Here is a 23340-nt window from a genome sequence, read left to right as displayed (position 1 = left end):
GTCCAGCAGGACTGCGGGCGCGCGACTGACCTGCACGGCGACACCGGCGAGCAGGTGGGGCGGGCGCGCAGACAGCCTGGTCCAGCGGATGCCGGTGCCGTGCCTGGCGCCGCGTGCCCGTGCGAGGGCGCGACGAAGTGACGGCACCCGGCGGGACGGGCGCCGCCCGGCGGGCCCGGCCGGGACCGGGCCCGACAGGGCTCAGGGCAGCAGCTTCTCCAGAGCGGCCGGTCCCTCGGTCTCCAGCTTGCGCCGGGCCCATTCCAGGTTCTGGGGCGTGAGGTCGCGGCCTGCGGCGAGGACCACGTCCTCGGGCGACACCTCGGTGCCGGTACGGGTGTGGAGCAGGGCGTCCGGGGTCGCGTGGTCCTCGGACGGCCCGGACGCGTCGGGCTGTGACGTCGGCATGATCTCTGCTCCTCGGGTCGTCAGCGGGTCCGCTATCACCATTCACCCCGGAAGCGCCGTGTGCATCCCGAGGGGCCCGTCGAGGTGCCCGGGCGATCCACCGGAGACCGCGGCGCCTGGGACGGTGTGGTGCGCACGCCCTCCTCCTGAGGGGCGTCGTCGGAGCGACGCGACCGTCGTACGGCTGCTCAGGGCCCGGCCGCTCCGACCGTCGCGACGCTGCTTCGAAGGACACGGTCACCCGGGACTGAGGACCAGCATCGTCACGTCGTCCAGGACGGTCCCGCAGTACCCCGCCAGATCGCGCCACACCCGCTCCACCAGGTCCGCGGGCTCGGCGCCGGCGAAGCCGGGGAGCCGGTCCGCCAGGGGGTAGAAGGCGCCGTCCGCCCCGCGGGCCTCGGAGACCCCGTCGGAGGCGAGGAAGAGCCGGTCACCCGGCCGGAGCGGCACCGTGACCCCCACCGGGGCACCGGTCCCGGACAGCCCCAGCCCCAGCGGTACCCCCGCCGGCACCGCGAGCTCCCGCACCCGGCCCTCGCGCAGCAGCAGCGGCGCCGGATGCCCGCACACCACGATCCGCACCTCCCGTGCGTCGGCGGCGAACTCCAGCACCACCGCCGTGGCGAACAACTCGGCGTGCGGCACGTCCGCGGAGTCCACCCCCAGCCGGCGGTCGAGCCGCGCCACCACCGCCTCCGGGCCCGGCTCGTCCAGCACCGCCTCCCGGAACGCCCCCAGCAGTGAGGCGACCGTCGCCACCGCCGACAACCCGTGTCCCTGCACGTCCCCCATCACCGCGCGCACACCGCCCGGCCCCTGGCGCACGTCGAAGAAGTCCCCGCCCACCAGCGTCCCGCTCTGCGCCGCCCGGTACAGCCCCGTGCACCCCACCGGCCCCACCCGCTCCGGCAGCGGCGGCACCACGGCACGCTGGGCGGCCTCGGCGACCGCCCGCTCGGTGTCCAGCTGCGCGTCCCGGTGACTGCGGACGAAGGACACCAGCACGCTCAGCGCGGCGACGAAGGCGACGGTCAGCAGATCGGTGGTCCCGGGGTCGTTGAGCCGGAACGCCGGGACGACCAGCACGGTCACCACCAGGCCGCCGAGGAGCGCGGTCGCCACCGGGCCGTACGACAGCACGGCCAGCGGCGGGATGGCGCCCAGTACGAAGCCGATGTCCAGGGGATCGGGGCTGGCCAGGGTCGCCGCGCAGACCGCCGCGAGCAGGGCCGGCGGCAGCACCCGTACCCAGCCCGGCGGCGGTGCCCCGCGCAGCCAGCCACGCCGCTCCCGGCGGTCCCGTGCGACCCGCGCCTCTCCCACGTCTCCACGGTCCACCGACCGGGGGCGCGCCGCACGCCGGAAAAGCGCTGGACGCCCGCGCGGACGGGCCCTTAACGTGAGCGCGTCACGCCCCGAGACGACGGAAGGAGGCGAGTGCCGTGCAGTACACCGACATCCAGCGCTCCCTTCTCGTCGCCCCCGGCGTGCGTCATTGAGCTTCCCGGGAGCGCTACCCGCCGTACGCATCCCGGAGGAATCCATGACCGCACTGGTCATCCGCCAGCTCGACGACAGCACCGCCCATGAGTTCGACTCTCTGCCCGACCCGCTCGGTGTCCGCGCCGCGCACCCGCTGACCCGGCACCGGCCCGACTGGCAGCGGGTGGCGCTGCGCGACGGCCGGATCGTCGCCCGTGCCGCCTGGTGGGGCGGGCCCGAGGACACCGAACCGCTGACCGTGGACCGGTTCGACTTCGCCGAGGGCGAGGAGGAGGCCGGTACCGAACTCCTGCGGACGGCCCCCTGGCAGGTCGGCATCGACTTCAGCCTGCCGCCCGGCTGGCGCGAGGACCCCGTCCTGCGCAGCGCGGTGGAGGCCCGCTTCTCCGCCGCGCGGGCGGCCGGGTACGAGCTTCTCGTCGAGCGCTTCACCTACCGTTGGACCCCCGAGTGCGGGCTGCCCGAGCGGCCGGGGCGCCTGGTCTTCGGTCCGGAACCCGACGACTCGGTGTTCTTCGACGCGCTGCGCCGCATCCACTCCGCCACCCTGGACGCCCACGCGCGCAAGGCCGCCGCCGAGGGCGGCGCCGACCGGGCCGCCCAGGAGGAGCTGGACTTCTTCCACTGGTGCCCGTCACCGCGCGAGTGGTGGCAGACCGCCCGGACACCGGACGGAGAGCTGGTCGGGATCCACATCCCCGCACGCAACCACCAGTCCCCGATCGTGGGGTTCATCGGCGTGGTGCCCGAACAGCGCGGCCACGGCTACGCCTACGACCTGCTGACCGAGTGCACGCACTACCTGGTCGCCCAGGGCGCCGAGGCGGTCGTCGGCGCGACCGACCAGGGCAACTTCCCCATGGCCGCGCACTTCACGAAGGCCGGCTACCCCGTGACACGGGAACGGGTCAACTTCCACCTCCCGGCGCACGCGGGGTAGCCGAAGCAGGTCGCGCGGTGCGCACGCCGCCGCTGTCAGTGCCGGATGGCAGGGTGTCCGGAACAGTCGGCAACGGGTGACGGAGGCGGAGTGGGCGGGTTCGAGGGCCAGGTCTGGCGACTGCACAGCGGCGGCGAGCCGATCGGGGAGATCCTGATCGACGGCGCCGACTTCCCCTGGCTCTCGGGCCGCTTCCGCGCCACCCCCGCCTTCACGCCGCTGCGCGAGCTGTTCGCCCGCGAACTCGCCCTGATGGAAGGGGAGGAGATCGAGAAGTGGGAGCGGGTCTACGACGAGGTGCGCCGCCGGGTGTCACTGACCTCGCCCGACGGCCCGGTCCCCGAGTTCCTGCTGCACATCGAGGGCGACGCCGCCTGGTTCCGGTGGAGCGAGGAACCGTTCGACGACTAGCCGCCGCCCCTGCGCGCTTGGCTGCCGGGGACGTCGAAAGGACCTTGATGCAGAGCCACTTGACCGCCCACGCGCTCGGCGCCGGACCATGGACGATGACACGCGAGACCCCGGACGACTGGTACGAGACGTGCCCGGCGGAGGCCGACTGGGCCGTCCTGCGCCGGCGCATCTGCCAGGCCGGGGTGTCCTGGCCGGACGAACTGGGCCGGTTCATCGACGGTCCAGCCGGAGTGCGCGATCGACCCGGACTGACCGCGGCGCAGCGCGAGTTCGCCGCCGCCAAGGTCGTCGGCAGGCCGGCCACCCCGCCGGATCCGGCCGCGGTCGCGCGGCTCGCGGACGTCCGCGTCGGCTGAGCGGGTTCAGCCGAGGTCGTCGTCGCCGCCGAGCAGGCTCTCGGCCGCCGCGAGGATCTCCGTGACCCGCAGCCCGAACGCGGCGTCACACGGGTGCGGGCGGCCGGTGCGCGCCGCGGCGAGCAGGGCGTCCGCGGCCCGTCCCAGCGCGGGGACCGCCCCGTCCGGGCTGCGCGGCAGCAGCGTCATCCCGGACTCGCCCCGCAGTTCGACGGCGGCCCCCGCCGCCGCGGGCGGAGCGGTCAGGCTCAGGGTCAGGGTGCTCGACGCGCCCCCGGTGTGCTCCAGGACCAGGTGCACGGTGTCCGCGGGCCCGTGCGCGGCCGCCGCCACCTGTCGTACGTCGCCGAGGACCGGCAGCAGCACCGACAGCGCGTGTGGCCCGACGTCCCACAGGGCGCCCTTCTCCCGCCGCCACGGCGAGGCCCCGAAGGGGCTGTCCGTGGTGAACACCGCGCCGAGCCACTCGGCCCGCGCGGTGAACCAGCCGTCGGCGGCGGCCTGTTCGGTGATCCACGCCTCGGTCACGCTCTGGAAGCGGGTGGTGAAGAACACGACCGAGGCGACGCCGGCCTCCCGCACGGACGCCACCACGGCCCGGCCCTGCTCGACCGTCGGCGCGAGCGGCTTGTCCAGCAGCAGATGGCGGCCCGCGCGCGCCGCCCGTACCGCCAACTCGGCCTGCACGGCGGGCGGCAGCGCCACCGCGACGGCGTCCACGTCGGCGATCAGCTCGTCGACGTCGTCGTAGGCCCGCGTGCCGAACCGGTCCGCCAGCTCCTTGGCGGCCTCCGTACGGCGGCCCCACACCCCGGCGAACTCCAGCTCGCCGTGTGCGCTCAGGGCGGGCGCGTGCGCCCCCTCGGCCCATGGTCCGGTGCCGAGCAGTCCGATACGCATACCCCCGCCTTTCCGTGCCCCGAAGGTCCAGGGTGAGCGTGCGCCACGGACCGCGGGCCGCGCAACCGGAATGCCCGCACAGGTCGCTGAGCTGCCGGGGCACGCACCCGAGCGTCCGGTCGCGTGCCGGCGGGCGCGGTTGGCGAGCGGTGCCCCGGACGGCGGGCGATTCAGTCCTCCCGCTGCTGAATGCGTTCGCGTTCTTCTATTGGACCTCGGGGGTGCCGCGGGTTCAGGCTGGGGTGCGTCCCGTGCGGTGAAACCGCTTGCCGCGCGCGGGCACCCCACCGTCCCGCGCGACCGCCGGAAAGAGGGCACGAGGCATGCACACGCGACGCATCGGTGACGTGGAGGTCAGTGCGATCGGACTGGGCGGGATGCCCATGTCGATCGAGGGGCGGCCGGACGAGGCACGTTCGCTCGCCACGCTGCACGCCGCCCTGGACGCCGGAGTGACGCTGATCGACACCGCGGACGCCTACCACCGGGACGCCGACGAGGTCGGGCACAACGAGTCCCTGATCGCCAAGGCCCTCGCCTCCCACGGCCGGGGCGCCGAGGTCCTGGTCGCCACCAAGGGCGGCCATCTGCGCCCCGGCGACGGCAGCTGGACCCTCGACGGCAGCCCGGAGCACCTGAAGGCGGCCTGCGAGGCGTCGCTGCGGCGGCTCGGGGTGGAGGCCATCGGGCTGTACCAGTTCCACCGCCCCGACCCGCGCGTGCCGTACGCCGAGTCGGTCGGCGCGATCCGGGACCTGCTGGACGAGGGGAAGATCCGGCTGGCGGGCATCTCCAACGCGAACCCGGAGCAGATCAGGCAGGCGCGGGACATCCTCGGCGGCCGGCTGGCCTCCGTGCAGAACCAGTTCTCCCCGGCCTTCCGTTCCAGCGAGCCGGAGCTGCGGCTGTGCGACGAGCTCGGCATCGCGTTCCTGCCCTGGAGCCCGCTCGGCGGCATCTCCCGGGCCCGCGAACTGGGCTCCGCCTACGCGCCGTTCGCCCGGATCGCCGAAGGCCACGGGGTGAGCCCGCAGCGGGTGTGTCTGGCCTGGATGCTCGCCAAGTCGCCGGTGGTCGTGCCGATCCCGGGCGCCAGCCGCCCGGAGACGATCCTGGACTCGGTGGCCGCGGCCGAACTGACCCTCACGGCCGCGGAGATCGCCGAACTGGATGCGGTGTAGTCCGGCTCGACGGCGGAGACCGCGTCTGCCCCACACCATGTGACCCGGCACCCCGGAAGGAACCGCCGTTCATGGCCTCGCCGTTGGAGAGACCGCTCGACCACCGTTACCGGGGCGAGCATCCCGTCCGCACGCTCGGCTACCTCTTCCGCGCCGACCGCAACCGCCTCGCCGGTGCGGTCGGCGTCTTCGCGGTCAAGCACAGCCCCGTGTGGCTCCTGCCGCTGATCACCGCGACCATCATCGACACCGTCGTCCAGCACCGGCCGATCTCCGAACTCTGGCTCAGCACCGGGATCATCCTGTTCATCCTGCTGGTCAACTACCCCCTGCACCTGCTCTACGTACGCCTGTTGTACGGCAGCGTGCGCCGCATGGGCACCTCCCTGCGCTCCGCGCTGTGCACCCGGATGCAGCAGCTGTCCATCGGCTACCACTCCCGTGTCAGCGCCGGCGTGCTCCAGGCGAAGGTGGTCCGGGACGTGGAGACCGTGGAGCAGATGGTGCAGCAGACCGCCGAGACCGGGCTCGGCGCGGGCACCGTGCTCATCGGCGGACTCGTCATCATCGGCATCCGCACACCGGAGTTCCTGCCGGTCTTCCTGGTCGTCGTGCCCGCCGCCGCGCTCGTCGTCGCCCGCCTGCGGGCCCGGCTGCGCACCCACAACGAGCACTTCCGGCACGAGGTGGAGACGCTGTCGTCCCGCGTGACCGAGATGACCCGCCTCATCCCGGTCACCCGCGCCCACGGCCTGGAGGGCAAGGCGCTGCGCCGCATGGACGGCACCCTGCACCGGCTGCTCACCTCCGGCATGCGCCTGGACCTCGTCAACGGCCGCTTCGGTTCGCTGGCCTGGGTGGTGCTCAACGTCGTCGGCGTGCTCGTCCTCGCGGGCGCCGCGCTGGTGTCGTACTACGACGTCTGGGGCGTCACCGCGGGCGACGTCGTGATGCTCAGTGCCTTCCTGACCACGCTCACCAACTCCACGACCACCCTGGCGGGCCTCGCTCCCGTCATCACCAAGGGGCTGGAGTCGGTCCGTTCGGTCGGCGAGGTCCTCCAGGAGCCCGAACTGGAGGACAACGAGGGCAAGTCCGAGGTCGCCGAGGTGCGCGGCGCCGTCGCCTTCGAGCAGGTGGGGCACGCGTACGGGGCCGGTGAGCGGCCCGCCGTGCACGACTTCACGCTGTCGGTGCGACCGGGGGAGACCATCGCCCTGGTCGGCGCGTCCGGCGCGGGCAAGTCCACCGTCCTCAACCTCGTGATCGGCTTCATCCGGCCGACCTCGGGCCGACTGCTCCTCGACGGCACCGACATGAACACCCTGGACCTGCGCACCTACCGGCGGTTCGTGTCGGTCGTGCCGCAGGAGTCGATCCTCTTCGACGGCACGATCCGCGAGAACGTCGCCTACGGCATGGAGGACGAGGCCGACGAGGAGGCGGTGCGCGCGGCGCTGCGGGACGCCAACGCGCTGGAGTTCGTGGACCGGCTCCCGCAGCGCCTGGACACCCTGGTGGGCGAGCGCGGGGCCCGGCTGTCCGGCGGGCAGCGCCAGCGTCTCGCCATCGCCCGCGCCCTGATCAGGAACCCCAGGGTGCTGGTGCTGGACGAGGCGACCTCGGCCCTGGACACCCGTTCCGAGGCGCTGGTCCAGCAGGCGCTGGCCCGGCTGCTGGCGGGGCGTACCACGTTCGTGGTGGCGCACCGGCTGTCCACCGTGCGGGGCGCCGACCGGATCGTGGTGCTGGGCGACGGCCGCATCCAGGAGATCGGCACCCACGAGGAACTCCTGCGCCGGGGCGGGGCGTACACCGCCCTGCACGCGGGCCAGGTCGCCTGAGGGCTGCCGTCCCTCAGGCGGCGCTGCTGCGCGGAACCCGGCGCGAACAGGCCACGTCGTGCTGCGTCCCGCAGCTCGTCCACCAGGGCTCACAGCACGCGGCGTCCAGCTCGGCGCGCACGACGGCGTCGGTGGCGCCGGGCCCGGTGCCGCGCAGTCGCGGTCCGGCCGCCGGCTCGCGGGGCTCGGTCTCGCGGACGAGGGCGATCAGCGGGACCAGGCTCGCTACGGCGAAGAGACACGCCGCCCACCAGGGGCCGTGGCTCACCTCGACGACCGTGGTCAGGGCGAGACCGGCGCTGGTGGTGACGTAGAGCGCGCAGAGCAGGCGCTGGGGGCAGTTCATGGGCGTACACCGTTCGTGCGTTCATGCGTCCGTGCTGAGGGGCTGCCCCCTGTTCAACTGTTCACGCCCGCCGGGGAAGCGGTTCGGTTCCATAGTTGCCGGAACGTCACTCCTGCGGGTCTGGCCCCAAGCGGATTCGAGCGTCAGTCGGGTCCGCGCCGAAAGGATTCCGTCAATCGTGAGCCGGAGAGCGGCAGACGTGATTGGTCTCGCATCGCCCGGGCATACGCAGCGAAAATCGAGAGAGGGGCTCTTCGTGCTCGTTCCGGATCCGAAGGTCGTCAGAGAGCTGTTGACGCGGTACGCATCGCTGCGGATCGCCGACGCGGAGCGGGGCAACCCGGTGACGACAAGGGAGTTGGAGGACGTCAGCTACACGCTGTGCGTCATGATGGGCACCACCTGTGTCCACGAGGCCGTCGCGAAGGCGGACGCTCTGCTCGTCGGTGTCGGCCGGGCGGCGGACCTGTCGGAGGAACCTGCCGGGCGCGGCGGTCTGCTGGCGGTGTGAGGTTCGTCGGCACCGGCCCGCGGGCTCAGACGCGGGCCGCCCGGGCGTCCGGGCTCCCGTGGAAGGCCGCGCGGTAGGCCTGCGGACCGGTGCCGACGACCTTGCGGAACCGCTCGCGGAACGCGGTCGGTGAACCGAACCCCGCCTGTCGCGCGATGCGCTCGATCGGGTGGTCGCTGCTCTCCAGCAGGTACTGGGCGCGCCGCACCCGCGCCCGCAGCAGCCACTGGAGCGGTGTGGTGCCGGTCTGCTCGCGGAAGCGCCGGCTGAAGGTCCGCTCGCTCATGCCCGACCGGGCCGCCATCGCGCCGAGGGTGATCTCCCGGGAGAGGTTGTCCTCCATCCACTCGAGGACTGGTTCGAGTGTCGAGCCGCGCGGCACCGGTGGGTGGTCGTGGACGATGAACTGGGCCTGGCCGCCCTCGCGTTCCAGGGGCATGACGGACATCCGGGCGGCGTCCGCGGCGACCGCGGACCCGAAGTCGCGGCGGATCATGTGCAGACACATGTCGAGGCCGGCGGCGGCGCCCGCCGAGGTGAGGATCCGGCCGTTGTCGACGTAGAGGACGTCCGGTTCGACCCGTACCTCCGGGAAGCGGCGTGCCAGCTCCTTCGCGGCCACCCAGTGGGTGGTGGCGCGCAGCCCGTCCAGCAGCCCGGCCTCGGCCAGGACGAAGGCACCCGCGCACACCGAGGCGATCCGGGTACCCGCCGCTGCCGCCCGCCGCAGCGCCTCCAGCACGGGCGCGGGTGTCGGCCCGGCCTCCGGCGAACAGCCCGGCACGATCACCGTGTCGGCGTCCGCGAGCGCCTCGAGGCCGTGCTCCACGCGCAGCGAGAAGCCGCAGTCGGCCCGGACCTCGGGCGCCGCGGCGCACAGCCGGATCCGGTAGGGGCGGCGTCCGTCGGGCAGCCGCGTCCAGTCGAAGACCTGCATCGGTGCCGCCATGTCGAACGGCACCACCTGGTCGAGCGCCATGATCGCCACGGTGTGCATGACCGCCACGATAGGCGGGTTCCCGCCAGTGCCACCAGCTGGGTCCGAGGCAAGAACCCACTGGTCGTGGGCGTTGGCGGGAATCCGTTGGAAGCTGTCGTTTCAGCCTCTGTGCCCGCCGGTGCGAAGATCCCTAGCGTGGCGTCCGAACCCCTTCGAACGATCCTGGACGCCCCCTCATGACCAAGTTCCTGCTGTCCCTGCACGTCCTGGCCGCCATCGTCGCCGTCGGCCCCGTGACGGTCGCGGCCAGCATGTTCCCGCCCGCCGTGCGTCGAGCGGACCCCTCCTCCCCGGCGGCTTCGGGGACCGTCGCCCTGCTCCACCGCATCTGCCGGATCTACGCCCGCCTCGGCCTGGCGGTGCCGGTCCTCGGCGTCGCCACCGCCGCCGCGATGGGCGTCCTGGGCGACGGCTGGCTCGTCGTCTCCATGACCCTGACCGCCGTGGCCGCGGGTTTTCTGGTCGCGTTCGTCCTGCCGCGTCAGGAGGAACTCCTCGACGCGCTGGACGGCGGGCAGCCGGTCGAGCGCGGGCAGACCGTCCAACTCGCCATGTTCGCCGGTGTTTTCAACCTGCTGTGGGCCACGGTCACCGTTCTCATGATCGTCCGCCCCGGCTCCACGACCGGAGCCTGAGTCAAGCCGAACGGTGGAATTCACCCCGCAGGGTGCAGTGGCGCCTAGACTCGGCAGCTGCGCCCATACCTGTGGGCCGTCACACGAAAGGCACGTTGACGGGTGTTCCAGGATTCCCCCATCTATGACCGACTCATCGCGGAGCGCGGCGACGTACCCACTCAGGTTCGCAGGGAGGCCGAGCGAGTCAGCAGGGAACTGGAGTTCGTCATGCAGCCCCTCCACTCCATGGGCCGCACCCACCTGGGCGACCTGCCACCCGCCCCGCCCGCCCCGCAGTGGCAGCGGGCGGCCCTGCCCGGCCCCGGACAGCTGTGACCCTCAAGGCACCGCGGTGTCCCTGCCGTTGACCCGCCCGGCGGGGCCCGGCTCGGGACGGGCCAGCCATGCGGCGACGGTGCGGGCGATCGGCTGACCCGTCTCCACCTCGACGAAGCCGAACTGCCCCGACTGGTTGCACTCCAGGAACCACCACGTCCCGTCGGCGTCCTCGGCGAAGTCGAAGGCGCCATAGGCCAGTTCCGCGTCCCGGAGATAGGCGCGCACCGCGTCGGCGACGCGCGGCGGCACGTCGGCGGGCACCCACGGGGTGGCGGGAGAGGCGAACCGCACATCCACGTCGTCGTCCTCCGTGGCGGCCTTGCGCGCGGCCAGCATCCGCTCACCCACCACGGTCAGCCGTATGTCCGCCCGCTTGGCGACCCGCCGCTGGAGCAGGGTGGGGCCGAAGGCGACGGCGGAGAAGTCCGTGTCCGGCGCGACCCTGCTGGTGGGCACCGCTCGCGGCGGGTCCTGCGGATGCGCCCCGGAGACCGGTTTGACCACCAGGTCCGGATAGCGCTCGGAGAACTCACGGGCGGCCTGCGGGAAGGTCGTGATCAGCGTGGCCGGCACGGGCAGCCCGCAGCGCTGGGCGAGCCGCAGCTGCCAGGGCTTGTGCCGGGCCCGTGCCGCCGCGTCGGGATGGTTCATCCAGCGTGCCCCCGAGCCGCGGAGCACGCCGTACAGCGCCTGTGACGACTCCTCGGTCAGCCAGGCGGAGGGTGCGGCGGCCCGGGCGCCGGGGGCGCCGGGCCGCCGCACCCAGACCGACCGCAGCCCGCTGATGCTCACCAGCCGGCCTCCCGACGACAGATGGCCGCGGAACGAGCCGTGCACGTACTCGGCCGACAGCGACACCCCCTCCGTGAGGTCGGCCGGGTCGAGCCGGACCACCGGAGTTCCCGTCGCGTTGAGATGGACCACCACCATGTCGGCGGTGACGTCCTCTTCACAGGTCAGGATCAACACGGTCATGTGCGTCCGCCCGTGTTCAGTCGTCGAAGTGCGTCTTCGACCCCGCCGTGGAGGTCGTGGTCCCCAGTTCCCTCAGCAGCGCCTGGTCGTGGGCGGCGATCCGCCCGTCGGAGAGCACGTTCAACTGCCGCCCGGAGTCGTAGACATACGGTGCGGTGCCCTCCGACTGTGCTGCCGGACGTGCGTAGTTGAGCGCGAACGGTTGCATCGTCTCTCCCTCGTGGGTCCTGCGCCGATCCAGCGATGGTCACCTTGCGCCGTCGCCCGGTCCACCGACTTCCGTCGGCTTCCTGAGACTTATACGAATCGAACGGGTGATTGGTTTCCTTACGCTGCGTAGTCATCTGCGGTTCACGGTCCGCACAACGGAGGAGACGTGGGTGAACTCACACAGGTTCACTGCGGGAGCTCTTGCGCATGGTCCGCAACGCCAGGAGCAGGACGCCGATGTCGTCGAGGTAGACGGGATCGGGCACCAGGTCGGTCGGCAGGAAGAAGTACGCGAGGGCACCCCAGAAGACCCAGCGCGGTCCGGTCGGGAGTCCGGCCAGCCGCAGTCCGCGCCGGGCTCTGACCAGGCGTACGAACACCGCGACGGCGACGGCCAGGACGGCCGCCGCGACGAGTGCGGCCACGGCGATCCACTGGGTGCTGATGTTCACCGGCCCTCCTTGCCTGCGGGTGCCGCGAAGTGGGCACAGAGTCGGATTCCCCTTCGGGGCCCCGATATGGCTCACGGCGGCCGAACCGGTGTGCTCGATCACCAGCGAGGAGGACGGGGCGAGGGCGCCGAGCGGCGTCATACCCCTGGCCCACCCGAGTGGCACGGCCCCGCGAGGCCGCCTACTAATGGTCACCGTAACGTCGCGTGTCGCGCGTCGGGGGCGCATCAGCGGCGACCGCACCCCATCCTTTGGAGCCCCGCATGACCACTAGTCCGTCAACCCCGCAGTCGAACGAACCCGCCATACCCGCCACGGAGAACACCGGCTCCCTGAGCCAGTGGCCCGTCGTCGCGAACGCGAGCGGTCCGGCGTACGGCGATCCGGTGGACGGCCTCGTGCGTGCCGCCGTGGCCGACCGGCCGCTGGAAGAGGTGGCCCAGCTCATCACACTTCTCGAACAGTCCCCGCTGTACGCGCGGGCCACGGTCGACGCGCTCCGCGCGGTCGGCGCCAACCGTTCCGTGGACGACGTCACCCGGCTGGTCGTCCTGCTCACCCGCCCGCCCAGAGACGCGGCGAGCGCCGACGAGGCGATCCGCGCCGCCGTCGAGACCCGCCCCGTCGAGGACGTGACCCGGCTGATGGCCCTGCTGCAACAGGCGCCGCTGGAGCCCCGCTGCGGGCAGGAGGCGCTCAGGGCGGCCGCCACCGGCCGGCCCGTCGAGGAACTCGTGGAGTTGATCGGCCGTCTGGCGGATGAGCGCCACGACTCCCACCCGCCCCAGGCGGCGGAGCCGTCCACACCCGCGGACGCCCCCAACCCGGGGCTGCCGCCGATCCCGACGGAACTGCCCGGCCTGGTGCGTGCCCGCTCGGCCGGACCGCCGGCCTGGCCCGCGAGGCTCACCGCTTTGGCCCTGCTCGTATGCGCCGTCGCCCACTTCCCGGTGTACCAGGAAGGTGTGTCCCTGCCCCGCTTCGGCCTCGTCCTCGGCCTGTCCGGCCTGTGTCTGCTGCTGGGAGCGCTGGTGGCGGCGCGTCCCGTGGCGCTGGTGCTGTTCTCGGCGGTCGTGCTGCCCGCGGCCCTGGCCGGGGCACAGCTGTACGGGAGCCGCTCCGCCGTGGGTGAGCTGTCGGCCGCCCTGGACCTGTCGCTCGCACCGTCCTGGGCGGCCGGACTCGCCGCCGGCTTCGCCGCCCTCGCGGCACTGACCGCGCTGGTCGTCCGTCTGGCCGCACCCGCACCGAGGCGGAACGTCCCGAACCGGCTGCTGGCCGAGTAGCGGGGGCGGGCGCCTCGTGGGGCGGTGCGGCGGACTGCCATCCGCCGCAGCGCACCGAGGCGGAGCGTCCTGAACGGCTGCTGGCCGCGTAGCCGGGGCGGGCGCCTCGTAGGGCGGTGGGCGGACTGCCTTCCGTCGCGGCGCTCGACCGACGTGCAAGCCGTCGACCGGGTCCTGGGAGCCTGAGCGCTCCGAGGGCCCGGCCGACGTTCAGCCCGTGCCGTCCTGGTCCCGTGCGGGCCGGCGGGGCTTGAGGCGTTCGAGGGTGCGGGTCAGCTGCTGGAGCGGCGAGCCCGGCGGTTCGGCGGGCGCTCGGGGTGGCGGCTCGACGCCGGCCTCGCGGTAGGCGGCCAGCGCCTCGTTGGCGCGCTCGGCAGCCTCCCGGTACAGGTCCCGGGACTTGGTCATCGCCTCCAGCGCCTCGGCGTACATGGCGACCAGCTCGCGCTGGCGCACGAGTTCCTCCTCGGCGGTCAACAGGCGCCACTGCTTGCGCAGGGCGGCGATCGCGTCCTCGGCGCCCTCCGGCAGCGGCCTTGGCAGCCCCGCGAACCGGGTCACCGCGTCGACCAGCTCCGTGGGCCGGGTGCCGTCCAGGAAGACGCTGCGGACGGAGAACTCGTCGCCGGTGTGCCCGGGCGGCAGCGGGGGCAGTACGACCGCGCCGCCGCGCGGGACCTCGACGTCGAACTCCTTCAGCGCCCAGTTGACGGCCCGGAACTGGTGCGGGGCGGCCCGGTGCTCCACCACGCGGTGCCGCAGGCCCGGCGGGAGATGTCCGGTCAGGGAGCGGCGGCCGCGCTCGTCGGGGGTCATGGCCTCGTGGACGACGAGATGGACGGCCCAGGAGTCGCGTACGCAGTCCCGGAGCAGCCGCCGCAGGTCCTTGTCGTCCTCGGGCAGCCGGTTGACCTCCCGGAAGCGCAGGTCGGCGACGGTGTCGTGGTCCCAGCCCGCGTCCGGGTCGAGGGGCCAGAACATGCCGACGGGGCTGGCCCAGTCCTCCTGCCAGGGCTGCTCCGCCTCGGCGACCAGGACCCAGCGCGCGCCGGGTCGCGGGGTCTCGCCGGGGCGGGGGGCCTCCTCGGGCCGGAGCGTCAACCGGGCCCGCACGGTCACCTCGCCGTCGACCCGCCAGCGGGCCTCGAAGGCCTGCTCCTCCTTCAGTTCCAGGAAGTCGTCGACGACCGCGCCGTCCTTGAGCTGCTGGAGGTTCACGCGCAGGACGTCCGCGGCGGCGGGTCCGGCATGGCGGCCGCGGGCCGGCCACACGGTGACGGGCAGGGTGGCGGGGGAGGAGGTCTGCATGAGTCCATCTGTGGGCGGGGGAGCGTGCGCCTCCCAGTATCGTCACGGCACTTTTGACGGGCTCGGGCGGGGGTGGGCCCGAACCTCGCGCCGGAGCGCGCCCGGGTGATCCGCGCACCCGGGGTGTGCACGATCCACTCCGCCAGGCCACCGTTCACCCGTGTCCGGCGTGGGCCCCGTCCACCACAATGACTCGGACGAACGGGGCCCGCCCGCCATCCGCATTGGGGCGGGCCCCGTTCGCCCGGCCCGACGGCCAGGGCCCCACCCCCGCCTTCACGGCACGCACCGCACACCTCGCGTGTGTGTCGCCCTCGCGTAATATATCGGCAGCCGATATATATTGGTCGCATGGCATCGAGGAACATGACACAGGCGGCGTTCTTCGTCCTGACCGCCTTGGCCGACGAGCCCCGACACGGCTACGGCATCCTGCGGGAGGTCGAGGACCTCTCCGACGGCGCGGTGCACCTGCGCGTCGGCACGCTCTACGGCGTGCTCGACCGGCTCACCGCGGACGGCCTGATCGTGCTGGACCGCGAGGAGGTCCAGCAGGGCCGGCTGCGGCGCTACTACCGCCTCACCGACGAGGGCATGCGGGCCCTCGACGCCGAGGCGGAGCGGATGGCCGCGGGCGCCAGCGCCGCCAGGCAGCGCATCGCCGAGGGGCGCAAGGCCACCGGCGCCCCGCCCGTCACCGGACCGGGACTCGCGGGAGGCCTCGCATGACGACCCTGCTCGAAGCGCGCTATCGCACGGTGCTGCGGCTGCTCCCCGCCTACTACCGCAGGGACCGGGAGGAGGAGATGGTCGAGGTCTATCTGTGGGACGTCGACCGCGACACCCAGGACCAGAGCAGGCCCACCCTCGGCGAGGTGGCCAGCATCGCCGTCCTCGCCGTGCGGACCAGGCTGGCGACCACCGGCGCACCCCGGCGCTATGTCCTGCTCGGCTCGGCGGTCCGGCACTTCGCGCTGTACGCCGTACTGCTCCAGGCGGCCGCCGTCGTCTCCGACGAGATCCTGCGGGTGACCTGGTCGGCCACCCGCGGCGCGCGTGAATGGGACCTGTTCCTGGCGGGCTTCACCGGTCCCGACCCGCTGTCGGCCGTCGTGGCGATCGCCGGCTGGGTCCTGCCGCTGCTGTGGACGGTCGCGTTCTTCGCCCTGATCCATGACCGTCGGCGCCTCGCCCGGACCGCCGTTGTGCTGGCCGCCCTTCCCACGCTGTGGCCGCTCGTCGGCCCGCTGGTGAGCGAATGGTCGGTGTCGGACCCGTGGTTCGCCACCGCCATCGCGCTGTTCGCCTGGCTGCCCGCCCTCGCCGTGTGCGCCGCGTACCACCGCGACGCCCCGCGAGCCACCCTGCCCGGCGACGCCCCCGGCCTCGCCTTCCTGGCCTGCTGCGTCGTCACGGGCGCCTCCCTGGCCGTCGTGCCCGCCATGGCCGACATCGCCTGGGCGCCCGCGACCTGCTTCGTCCTCGCGGTCCTGGGCTGGCTGCTGCTGCGTACCCGCCGCGCGGTACCGGGCGCCGGGAGCAGTGCCCTGGCCCTGGCCGTACTGGGCCTGTTGATCCTCGCGGTGCGGGTGGCGGCACTCTTCCCGTGGCTCGGCCTCCCCCTGCCCGCCGTGTTCCTCGCCGGAGCACTCGCCCAGGTCGCCGCGCTCACGCTCCTGGTCGTGGTGCTGGCGGTGGTGGCCAGGCGCGACCTCGCCCCCCGCTGACCGGGGCGCGCCGCCCGCTCAGTGGTGGGACGTGCGTGACCGGGTCAGTGCGGATACGCCCGCGGGGGCCGCTGGCGGGGCAGTTCGTCGCGGAACTCCGCGATCACGGAACTGATCTGGCGCATCAGCGCGGTGTTCTCGAGGCGGTCGAGGTACAGGTTGTGGCGGGCAAGGGTGGGGGCGTCGACGCAGAAGTAGAGAGCCATGAGCGGGTTGACGAACAGTTCGCTGTTCCGGGTGCGTTCGGTGAACCGGACGTCGCCGAAGTCGCCGCGTACGGCGGCGGCGACGGAGCCGTTGACGATGCTCGGGTGTCCGGGCGTGGACTCCTGCGCGTGTGCCACCGCGTCGAGGTACAGCGCGCCCTCCCGGCTCTCGCGCGGCAGGGAGAACGCGCCGAGATAGCCGCCGTCGCGGTCCAGCGCGGCCAGGTTCTCCAGGACCAGGGCGTGGTTGACGCCGTGATAGGCGTCCACCCCGAAGCCGAGGCAGGCCACGAGCCGTTCGGGTATCGCGTCGAGCCCCGCCACCGCCGCCAGGCTCGCCATGTCCTCCTCCGGTGTGCCCAGCCCGTGTTCGTCGCCGCGCAGGAGGATGTCGGTGCCGCCGTCCACCAGCACGATCGCGTCCACCGGCCCGAGGTGGTCGAGCAGGGTGCGGTAGGCCTCCCGCAGCGGCTGGACGCCGGAGCGCGGGAAGGCGTACACCGTCGAGGGCAGGCCCTGGCGGTCCAGCCACCGGGAGAGGGTCAGTTCGGGGAAGTAGTCCCCGCGGGCCGCGGTGTCGGGGCGGACGGCCGCGACGTCCCGGTCGAGCCACACCTCCGTGGCGAGGCCGTACAGGTCCGCGAACGACAGGTTGGCCAGGTGCACCTCCTTCCCGGCCGACCGCAGCGCGAGGGCCAGGGGAAGGCCCGCGTAGATGTCGAAACCGCCGCCCGCGCCGGCGACGAGCACCCGTCGCGCGTCGCGCAGACGGGTGAAGAGGGCAGGCTCATGGAGGGAGAACACCGCAGGACGCTAACAGGGCGCCCGTCCGTCCGGCGATCTTTTCGCCCACGGGCTTGAGGGAGCGCTCCCATGCGGGCAGGATGCTGCGGTGACCTCGCCAGCCGTGATCCGCCCGTACCGTCCCGAGGACCGAGCCGCCCTCGAGGACATCTGCATCCGCACCGCGCACAACGGCCAGGACAGCCGCCCCGTCTACGCGGACCCCGCCATCCTTCCGATCATCTTCGCGACGCCCTACGTCGAGCTGGAGCCGGAGCTCGCGTTCGTGCTGGACGACGGGCGCGGACAGGCGGTCGGCTACATCCTCGGCACCGCCGACACGCCTCGCTTCGTCGACGCCTTCCGCGCCAAGTGGCTCCCGTCGGTCGCCGACCGCTACCCGGAGCCCAGCGGCCCGCCGGCCACCCCCGACGAGGCGATGATCCCGCTGCTGCACCACCCCGAGCGCATGCTCGTCCCCGAACTCGCCGCCTACCCGGCCCACTTGCACATCGACCTCCTCCCCGAGTGGCAAGGTCGGGGCCATGGTCGCGAGTTGATGCGGACCTTCCTGCGCGCCCTCGCCGAGCGCGGGGTCCCGGCCGTGCACCTGGTCATGGCGGTGGCCAACACCCCCGCCCGGGCCTTCTACGACCGCCTCGGATTCCAGGAGATTCCCGTACCCGACCCCGGCCCTGTCGCATGCCTCGGGCGGACGACAGGAGCGCTCGACGAGCTGTAGGACCCGTGGTGGCGCACCCCTCGCGCTGAAACGCGAAGACCGCCTTGCTGAAGTTCGACGACCGTCGTAGTTTGATGTCTGTCGTACTTTTCTGCGCGAGGGGGATGCGTGATGACCAGGACCGTGCGGTTCCACGAGGTCGGCGGACCGGAGGTGCTGCGCCTGGAGGACGTGGCGGTGGGCGAGCCCGGCCCCGGCCAACTGCTGCTCCGGGTCGACGCGATCGGCCTCAACCGGGCCGAAGTGCTGTTCCGCAGCGGGCAGTACATCGAAGCCGTCAAGGAGTTCCCCGCCCGGCTCGGGACCGAGGCCGCGGGCGTCGTCGAGGCCGTCGGCCCGGACGTGACCGGCTTCGAGGTCGGCCAACAGGTCAGCGTGGTCCCCGCGTTCAGCATGAACGACCACGGCGTCTACGCCGAGCGCGCGATCGTGCCCGCCGCGGCCGTCGTGCACCGCCCCGAGGGGCTGGACGCGGTCACCGGCGCCGCGGTGTGGATGCCGTACGTGACGGCCTACGGCGCGCTCGTCGAGGTCGGCGGGATGCGCGCCGGGGACACGGTCGTTCTCACGGCGGCCTCCAGCAGCGTCGGTCTGGCCGCCATCCAGGTCGCCCGCAGCGTCGGCGCGGTCCCCCTCGCCACGACTCGGACCCCTGCCAAGCGGGAGGCGTTGCTGAAGGCCGGCGCGGCCGCGGTGATCGTCACCGGCGAGGAGGACGTCGTCGCCCGGGTGAGCGAGCTGACGGCGGGCCGCGGCGCGCAGTTCGTGTTCGACGCCGTCGCCGGACCCGGCGTGCTGGACCTCGCCCGGGTGGTCGCGCCCGGGGGCACGCTGTTCCTGTACGGCGCGCTCAGCGGGCAGCCGACGCCCTACCCGGGGTTCGAACTGGGCATGCCCGCGCTGAACATGCGGACCTACACCCTCCACGAGACGACCAGGGACCCCGAACGGCTGCGCCGCGCCGAGGCGTTCGTCGCCGCCGGTCTCGGCACGGGGGTCCTCGCGCCCGTGGTGGACCGTGTCTTCCCGTTCGAGGAGATCGTCGAGGCCCACCGGTACCTGGAGTCGGGCGCACAGGTCGGGAAGATCGTCGTCACCGTCGGGCACTGAGACGCGGAACGGGGCCGAGGGAAGACGCCCTCGGCCCCGTCACGTCGTCACGGGCACGTCGTCCGCCGGTCGCCTACGCGCCGCTCGCCTTGAGCATGTCCTCGCGCTCGACGAGCTTCACGCGCTCGCGGCCCTGCGGCTCACCCAGGGCCTTCTCGGCGGCGTCCAGCTTGTACCAGCCCTCCCACGTGGTGAAACGCAGCTCGCGCTCGGCGAGGAACGCCTCCACCGCTTCCGGCTCGGGCGAGGCCGGCGTCTGGAGACGGCTGTGGGCGAAGTCGTCCAGCAGGTTCGCCACGGTCTCGTTGGCGTCGCCCTTGGTGTGGCCGATGAGGCCGACCGGGCCGCGCCGGATCCAGCCGGTGACGTACACCGACTGAAGGTGCTCGCCGCTCTCCTGGAGGACCCGGCCGCCCGCGTCCGGCACGGTGCCCGAGTCGATGTCCCAGGGCAGCTTGGGGAGTTTGTCGGAGAGGTAGCCGACCGCGCGGTAGACCGCGTCGACGTCCCAGTCGGTGAACCGGCCGGTGCCCTTGACGTTGCCGGTGCCGTCCAGTTCGGTGCGCTCGGTGCGCAGGCCGACGACCTTGCCGTCCTCGCCGAGGATCTCCACCGGCGACTCGAAGAAGTGCAGGAACAACTTGTGCGGGCGGTCGCCGATGTCGCGGATGGCCCAGTTCTCCAGGGTCTTGGCGACCATGTCGACCTGCTTGTTGCCCCGGCGCTCGGCGATCGAGCCCTCGTCGTAGTCGATGTCCTCGGGGTTGACGATGACCTCGATGGTGGGGGAGTGGTCCAGCTCGCGCAGTTCCATCGGGCTGAACTTCGCCTGCGCCGGGCCGCGTCGGCCGAAGACGTGGATCTCGACGGCCTTGTTCTTCTTCAGGCCCTCGTAGACGTTCGGCGGGATCTCCGTCGGCAGCAGCTCGTCCGCGGTCTTGGCGAGGATGCGGGAGATGTCGAGCGCCACGTTGCCCACGCCGAGGACGGCGACCTTCTCCGCCTCCAGCGGCCAGGTGCGCGGGACGTCCGGGTGGCCGTCGTACCAGGAGGCGAAGTCGGCGGCGCCGTAGGAGCCGTCGAGTTCGACACCGGGGATCTTCAGCTCGCGGTCGGCCATGGCGCCCGTCGAGAAGATCACGCCGTCGTAGAAGGCGCGCAGGTCGTCCAGGTTGATGTCGGTGCCGTAGTCGACGTTGCCGAAGAGGCGGACCTGGGGCTTGTCGAGGACCTGGTGGAGGGCCTTGATGATGCCCTTGATGCGGGGGTGGTCGGGAGCGACGCCGTACCGGATCAGCCCGAACGGGGCGGGCATCCGCTCGAAGATGTCGATGGACACACCGGGCTCGGTGGCCACGTCGGACTTGAGCAGAGCGTCGGCGGCGTAGATGCCGGCCGGGCCGGCGCCGACGATGGCTACCCGCAGGGGGCGGGGCATGATCAGGTTCCCTTCGAGAGGCGACAAGCGATCTCGTCGGGAAGCCTAAACTAAGGCAAGCCTAAGCTGGTACGCGGGTCCGATCTATGAGCTCATAAGGCTACTTTATGACCCGGGCAGGCTCTGCGAGCACTCTCTCATGCCGGACGGGAACTCGTTCGCGGCCATCGGCCAACAGCTGTCGACCATGCCCGTACTCCGAGGGAACCGCATGCAATCGACAGGCGATCCGTGCGTCGAAGACCGCCCCGACGTCGTCCCCCGCGACGACGTCCCGTCCGACGCCTCGGTCGTCGAGCGGTCGTGGGAGGAGCCCGATGCCTTCGAGATCCTCTTCCGCCGGTACGCCGACGACATCCACCGCTATGTGGCACGGCGGCTCGGCGCCGAGGTCGCCGACGATCTGATGGCCGAGACGTTCGTCGTCGCGTTCCAGCAGCGCCGCCGCTACGACCTGTCGCGGCCGCGGGCGCGCCCGTGGCTCTACGGGATCGCCACCAACCTCGTCGGCCAGCACCGGCGGTCCGAGGCACGGCGGTTGAGGGCGTTCTCGCGCGTCGCCTCCACGGGCGGTGATGACGGCGAGGCGCTCGCCGACCGGGTCGTGGCACGCGTCGGTGCCGAGCACACCCGTGCCCAACTGGCCGGTGCCCTGGCGAAGTTGCCCGCGCGGTACCGGGACGTGTTGCTGGTGATCGCCTGGGGCGATCTGGACTACGCCGAGGCCGCGGAGGCCCTCGGCATCCCCGTGGGCACGGTGCGCTCACGGCTCAACCGGGCGCGGACCAGGCTGCGCGCCGCACTGGGCGGGGTGGACCCCACCGCCCTTCACGAGCAGAACGAGGAGACCGATCGTGGATGACCTCACCGTGGTGCGCGAGTTCGAGGCCGACGTGGCCCCGCTCACCGACGACGCCCGGACCGCCGCCCGCGCCCGGCTGCGGCGCGCCATCGTCCGGGACGGCCGCCCGGGCGCGCTGTCGCGGCGCCTGATGATCAGGGTCGCGGTGGCCGGGACCGCCACGGCGGCGGTCGCCGGTGGCGTGGTCGTCACCGGCCGGCACGGCGATGGCGGAGGCACGGACGCTCCGCGGATCGCGACGCTGAGCGCGGCCGAGCTGCTGCACAAGGCCGCGGCGCGATCCCGTGCCGACAGCGCCGGGACGCCGGTTCCGCGCGACGACCAGTACGTGTACACCAAGATGTTCGTCGCCCGGACCTATGTGAACGGCGGCAGGCGCAGGACCTGGACGGACGAGAGCTGGATGTCCGTGGACGGTTCCAAGCCCTCCAGGCGCCAGGAGTACGGCAAGGTCCACCGCGATCCGCCGCTCGGCAGGCACGAGGTCAGGTGGCCGCCGACCGAGTACGCCAAGCTGGCTGAGTGGCCGACGGACCCGGACAGGCTCCTGGACACGCTGCGCATGGGCCTGGGCCCCGGCGGCAGGTCGGCGGAGGCGACGGTGGGGTCGGACGAGGTCCACGTGGCGCCGATGGGCCAGGACAAGATCGACAGGATGGCGTTCGTCAACGCCGTCCAGCTCTTCGTGGTCCCGCGGATCATGCCGCCCGGGCTGGAGGCGGCCACCTTCGAGGCGGTCGCCCGGATCCCCGGCATCCGGATCGATCGCGAGGCGGTGGACGGCCTCGGCCGCAAGGCGGTGGCCGTCTCCTACCCGGAGTTCGACTTCGCGTTCCTCTTCGACGCGACCGACTACACCTATCTGGGGCTGCGGTTGAAGGGGAGCACCGCGGACCTGGTCGACGGCAAGTTCAAGCATCGCGACCGGTACCACGAACTGCGTGCCCGGGAGCGGTTGGGCGTCGTGGACCGCATCGGTCAGCGCCCGTGACCGGGACCGCGGTGCCCGGGGGCGGTCAGCCGATGTGGTAGCTGTCCCCGTACACCTTCCAGTCCAGCGGCGGGTTGAGGTCGAGGTTGCCCGCGCGCAGGAAGACCCGCTGGGCGGTGTCGACGCGGCTGGTGTCGCTGTGGGCCTCCTCCTGTTTCATGGCCCACACCCGCGCGTCCAGGAAGGCGTGCAGCCAGGTGACCTCGTCGCCGCCCTGGGCCGGGGGCCGGGCCCGGTTCAGGGCGCGCCCGCGGATGTTGCGGAAGCTGGTCGGGTCGCTGCCGTCGCCGTGCATGACGATGGCGTCGTAGTAGGCGAACTGGCCGAGGACCCGCACCCCGTCCGCCTTGCCCTGCCGTACGGCCGGGCCGAAGTAGACGCGGTCGCGCTCGTCGTTCTGGGCCTGCTGGAAGGCCGGGTCCTGGGCGGCCCGGCGCCAGTCCCGGGGGAAGTTCGGGTCGAGGCCGGAGTGGGAGTCGGTGCCGTCGACCCGGCGCAGTGCGGGGAGGTAGGGGGCGAGGACGTTGCCGGGTCGGCGGGCGGTGTACAGCTCGACGAGGTCGAGCATGTCGCCGGTGCCTGAGCAGAAGCCGATGATGCCGGCGGTGTAGCCGCGACCGTCGCCGATGTCCTCGATGTACCTGTACTGGGCCTTCCAGTCGAGCGAGGAGTTCTCCGCGCTCGACACCAGCTGCATGGCGATCTCCTTCTTCGCCGGGTCGTCGAGTCCGACCGCGTTGGTGCGGGCGGTGGCGGAGGCGGGGGTGAGCAGGGGGGCGGTGACGGCGGACGCGCCGAGCAGGCCGAGCAGGGCGCGGCGGGACATGTGTTTCACGGCGGCTCCAAAAGGAGGTGGGGGGTGGGGAGTTGGCCGTACGCGAACTGATA

General features: G+C 72.8%; 27 protein-coding genes. 15 read left to right on the top strand and 12 right to left on the bottom strand.

What is annotated here, in order from left to right; translation table 11 throughout:
- Positions 1–201: 201 nt before the first annotated feature.
- Together ACH41F_RS16805 and ACH41F_RS16800 are read right to left on the bottom strand one after the other, a co-directional pair.
- The gene (locus ACH41F_RS16805) at positions 202–408 is read right to left on the bottom strand and encodes a hypothetical protein (RefSeq protein WP_391230701.1); all 207 of its coding nucleotides are present in this window, start codon (positions 406–408) and stop codon (positions 202–204) included.
- Between the two features lie 237 nt (positions 409–645).
- Positions 646–1734: a PP2C family protein-serine/threonine phosphatase gene (locus ACH41F_RS16800; protein ID WP_398836254.1), complete on the bottom strand. Its 1089-nt coding sequence runs from the start codon at positions 1732–1734 to the stop codon at positions 646–648.
- A 220-nt stretch (positions 1735–1954) separates the two neighbouring features.
- On the opposite strand from ACH41F_RS16800, the gene ACH41F_RS16795 reads away from it, so the two are divergent.
- The 3 genes from ACH41F_RS16795 (at position 1955) to ACH41F_RS16785 (ending at position 3624) form a co-directional block, all read left to right on the top strand.
- On the top strand, positions 1955–2854 hold the full coding sequence (locus tag ACH41F_RS16795) for a GNAT family N-acetyltransferase (RefSeq protein ID WP_391230703.1): 900 nt from the start codon (positions 1955–1957) through the stop codon (positions 2852–2854).
- A gap of 90 nt (positions 2855–2944) precedes the next feature.
- Positions 2945–3265 (top strand): hypothetical protein, encoded by a 321-nt coding sequence (locus tag ACH41F_RS16790; protein WP_391230704.1) that lies wholly within the window; start codon positions 2945–2947, stop codon positions 3263–3265.
- Positions 3266–3312: 47 nt separating this feature from the next.
- Positions 3313–3624, top strand: coding sequence for a hypothetical protein (locus ACH41F_RS16785; protein ID WP_398836252.1), 312 nt, complete (start codon positions 3313–3315; stop codon positions 3622–3624).
- A gap of 6 nt (positions 3625–3630) precedes the next feature.
- On the opposite strand, the gene ACH41F_RS16780 is transcribed toward ACH41F_RS16785, so the two are convergent.
- A complete protein-coding gene (locus ACH41F_RS16780; RefSeq protein WP_398836250.1) occupies positions 3631–4524 on the bottom strand; it encodes a Gfo/Idh/MocA family protein in 894 nt (297 codons plus the stop codon).
- A 323-nt stretch (positions 4525–4847) separates the two neighbouring features.
- On the opposite strand from ACH41F_RS16780, the gene ACH41F_RS16775 reads away from it, so the two are divergent.
- Together ACH41F_RS16775 and ACH41F_RS16770 are read left to right on the top strand one after the other, a co-directional pair.
- Complete coding sequence (locus ACH41F_RS16775; protein ID WP_391230707.1) at positions 4848–5705, top strand: aldo/keto reductase; 858 nt, start codon at positions 4848–4850, stop codon at positions 5703–5705.
- 71 nt (positions 5706–5776) lie between these two features.
- Positions 5777–7549, top strand: a complete 1773-nt coding sequence (locus ACH41F_RS16770) for an ABC transporter ATP-binding protein (RefSeq protein ID WP_398836247.1) — start codon at positions 5777–5779, stop codon at positions 7547–7549.
- Between the two features lie 13 nt (positions 7550–7562).
- Here the strand turns inward: ACH41F_RS16770 and ACH41F_RS16765 are convergent, their stop codons facing one another.
- Positions 7563–7895 carry a hypothetical protein gene (locus ACH41F_RS16765; RefSeq protein ID WP_391230709.1) on the bottom strand — a complete coding sequence of 111 codons (333 nt, stop codon included), beginning with the start codon at positions 7893–7895 and terminating at the stop codon, positions 7563–7565.
- Positions 7896–8151: 256 nt separating this feature from the next.
- Between ACH41F_RS16765 and ACH41F_RS16760 the strand changes: the two genes are divergently transcribed.
- Positions 8152–8406 carry a DUF5133 domain-containing protein gene (locus ACH41F_RS16760; RefSeq protein ID WP_391230710.1) on the top strand — a complete coding sequence of 85 codons (255 nt, stop codon included), beginning with the start codon at positions 8152–8154 and terminating at the stop codon, positions 8404–8406.
- Positions 8407–8431: 25 nt separating this feature from the next.
- Here the strand turns inward: ACH41F_RS16760 and ACH41F_RS16755 are convergent, their stop codons facing one another.
- Positions 8432–9403: a GlxA family transcriptional regulator gene (locus ACH41F_RS16755; RefSeq protein WP_398836244.1), complete on the bottom strand. Its 972-nt coding sequence runs from the start codon at positions 9401–9403 to the stop codon at positions 8432–8434.
- A gap of 179 nt (positions 9404–9582) precedes the next feature.
- On the opposite strand from ACH41F_RS16755, the gene ACH41F_RS16750 reads away from it, so the two are divergent.
- Entirely contained in the window at positions 9583–10041 is a 459-nt protein-coding gene (locus ACH41F_RS16750; RefSeq protein WP_398836241.1) for a DUF2269 family protein, read from the top strand.
- Positions 10042–10143: 102 nt separating this feature from the next.
- Entirely contained in the window at positions 10144–10359 is a 216-nt protein-coding gene (locus tag ACH41F_RS16745; RefSeq protein ID WP_391230713.1) for a hypothetical protein, read from the top strand.
- 3 nt (positions 10360–10362) lie between these two features.
- Here ACH41F_RS16745 and tgmB read toward each other — a convergent pair whose 3' ends face one another.
- The 3 genes from tgmB to ACH41F_RS16730 form a co-directional block, all read right to left on the bottom strand.
- Positions 10363–11337 (bottom strand): ATP-grasp ribosomal peptide maturase, encoded by a 975-nt coding sequence (gene tgmB / locus ACH41F_RS16740; protein ID WP_391230715.1) that lies wholly within the window; start codon positions 11335–11337, stop codon positions 10363–10365.
- A 16-nt stretch (positions 11338–11353) separates the two neighbouring features.
- On the bottom strand, positions 11354–11545 hold the full coding sequence (gene tgmA / locus ACH41F_RS16735; RefSeq protein ID WP_391230716.1) for a putative ATP-grasp-modified RiPP: 192 nt from the start codon (positions 11543–11545) through the stop codon (positions 11354–11356).
- Between the two features lie 178 nt (positions 11546–11723).
- The gene (locus ACH41F_RS16730) at positions 11724–11999 is read right to left on the bottom strand and encodes a DUF1232 domain-containing protein (protein WP_391230718.1); all 276 of its coding nucleotides are present in this window, start codon (positions 11997–11999) and stop codon (positions 11724–11726) included.
- A 263-nt stretch (positions 12000–12262) separates the two neighbouring features.
- On the opposite strand from ACH41F_RS16730, the gene ACH41F_RS16725 reads away from it, so the two are divergent.
- Positions 12263–13285 (top strand): hypothetical protein, encoded by a 1023-nt coding sequence (locus tag ACH41F_RS16725; protein WP_391230719.1) that lies wholly within the window; start codon positions 12263–12265, stop codon positions 13283–13285.
- Between the two features lie 210 nt (positions 13286–13495).
- On the opposite strand, the gene ACH41F_RS16720 is transcribed toward ACH41F_RS16725, so the two are convergent.
- A complete protein-coding gene (locus tag ACH41F_RS16720; RefSeq protein ID WP_398836237.1) occupies positions 13496–14593 on the bottom strand; it encodes a hypothetical protein in 1098 nt (365 codons plus the stop codon).
- Between the two features lie 366 nt (positions 14594–14959).
- Here ACH41F_RS16720 and ACH41F_RS16715 point away from each other — a divergent pair, with 366 nt between their 5' ends.
- The gene (locus ACH41F_RS16715) at positions 14960–15322 is read left to right on the top strand and encodes a helix-turn-helix transcriptional regulator (protein WP_391231520.1); all 363 of its coding nucleotides are present in this window, start codon (positions 14960–14962) and stop codon (positions 15320–15322) included.
- A complete protein-coding gene (locus ACH41F_RS16710) occupies positions 15319–16320 on the top strand; it encodes a hypothetical protein (RefSeq protein WP_398836235.1) in 1002 nt (333 codons plus the stop codon). Before ACH41F_RS16715 ends, ACH41F_RS16710 begins: the two co-directional genes overlap by 4 nt.
- Before the next feature lie 44 nt (positions 16321–16364).
- Here the strand turns inward: ACH41F_RS16710 and ACH41F_RS16705 are convergent, their stop codons facing one another.
- The gene (locus tag ACH41F_RS16705; RefSeq protein WP_391230723.1) at positions 16365–17330 is read right to left on the bottom strand and encodes a DUF1152 domain-containing protein; all 966 of its coding nucleotides are present in this window, start codon (positions 17328–17330) and stop codon (positions 16365–16367) included.
- Between the two features lie 88 nt (positions 17331–17418).
- On the opposite strand from ACH41F_RS16705, the gene ACH41F_RS16700 reads away from it, so the two are divergent.
- Both ACH41F_RS16700 and ACH41F_RS16695 read left to right on the top strand, forming a co-directional pair.
- Positions 17419–18051, top strand: a complete 633-nt coding sequence (locus ACH41F_RS16700; RefSeq protein ID WP_398836233.1) for a GNAT family N-acetyltransferase — start codon at positions 17419–17421, stop codon at positions 18049–18051.
- Between the two features lie 111 nt (positions 18052–18162).
- Positions 18163–19161, top strand: a complete 999-nt coding sequence (locus ACH41F_RS16695; protein WP_398836230.1) for a zinc-dependent alcohol dehydrogenase family protein — start codon at positions 18163–18165, stop codon at positions 19159–19161.
- A 73-nt stretch (positions 19162–19234) separates the two neighbouring features.
- On the opposite strand, the gene ACH41F_RS16690 is transcribed toward ACH41F_RS16695, so the two are convergent.
- Positions 19235–20599 (bottom strand): FAD-dependent oxidoreductase, encoded by a 1365-nt coding sequence (locus tag ACH41F_RS16690; protein WP_391230727.1) that lies wholly within the window; start codon positions 20597–20599, stop codon positions 19235–19237.
- A 211-nt stretch (positions 20600–20810) separates the two neighbouring features.
- On the opposite strand from ACH41F_RS16690, the gene ACH41F_RS16685 reads away from it, so the two are divergent.
- Both ACH41F_RS16685 and ACH41F_RS16680 read left to right on the top strand, forming a co-directional pair.
- On the top strand, positions 20811–21461 hold the full coding sequence (locus tag ACH41F_RS16685; RefSeq protein ID WP_398836227.1) for an RNA polymerase sigma factor: 651 nt from the start codon (positions 20811–20813) through the stop codon (positions 21459–21461).
- Complete coding sequence (locus ACH41F_RS16680) at positions 21454–22452, top strand: CU044_5270 family protein (RefSeq protein WP_398836224.1); 999 nt, start codon at positions 21454–21456, stop codon at positions 22450–22452. Before ACH41F_RS16685 ends, ACH41F_RS16680 begins: the two co-directional genes overlap by 8 nt.
- 25 nt (positions 22453–22477) lie before the next feature.
- On the opposite strand, the gene ACH41F_RS16675 is transcribed toward ACH41F_RS16680, so the two are convergent.
- Entirely contained in the window at positions 22478–23278 is an 801-nt protein-coding gene (locus ACH41F_RS16675; RefSeq protein WP_391231521.1) for a chitosanase, read from the bottom strand.
- Positions 23279–23340: the final 62 nt, after the last annotated feature.

Source organism: Streptomyces sp. NPDC020489 (assembly GCF_044386545.1).
Lineage (GTDB): Bacteria > Actinomycetota > Actinomycetes > Streptomycetales > Streptomycetaceae > Streptomyces.
This window is presented reverse-complemented; position numbering and strand designations above follow the sequence as displayed.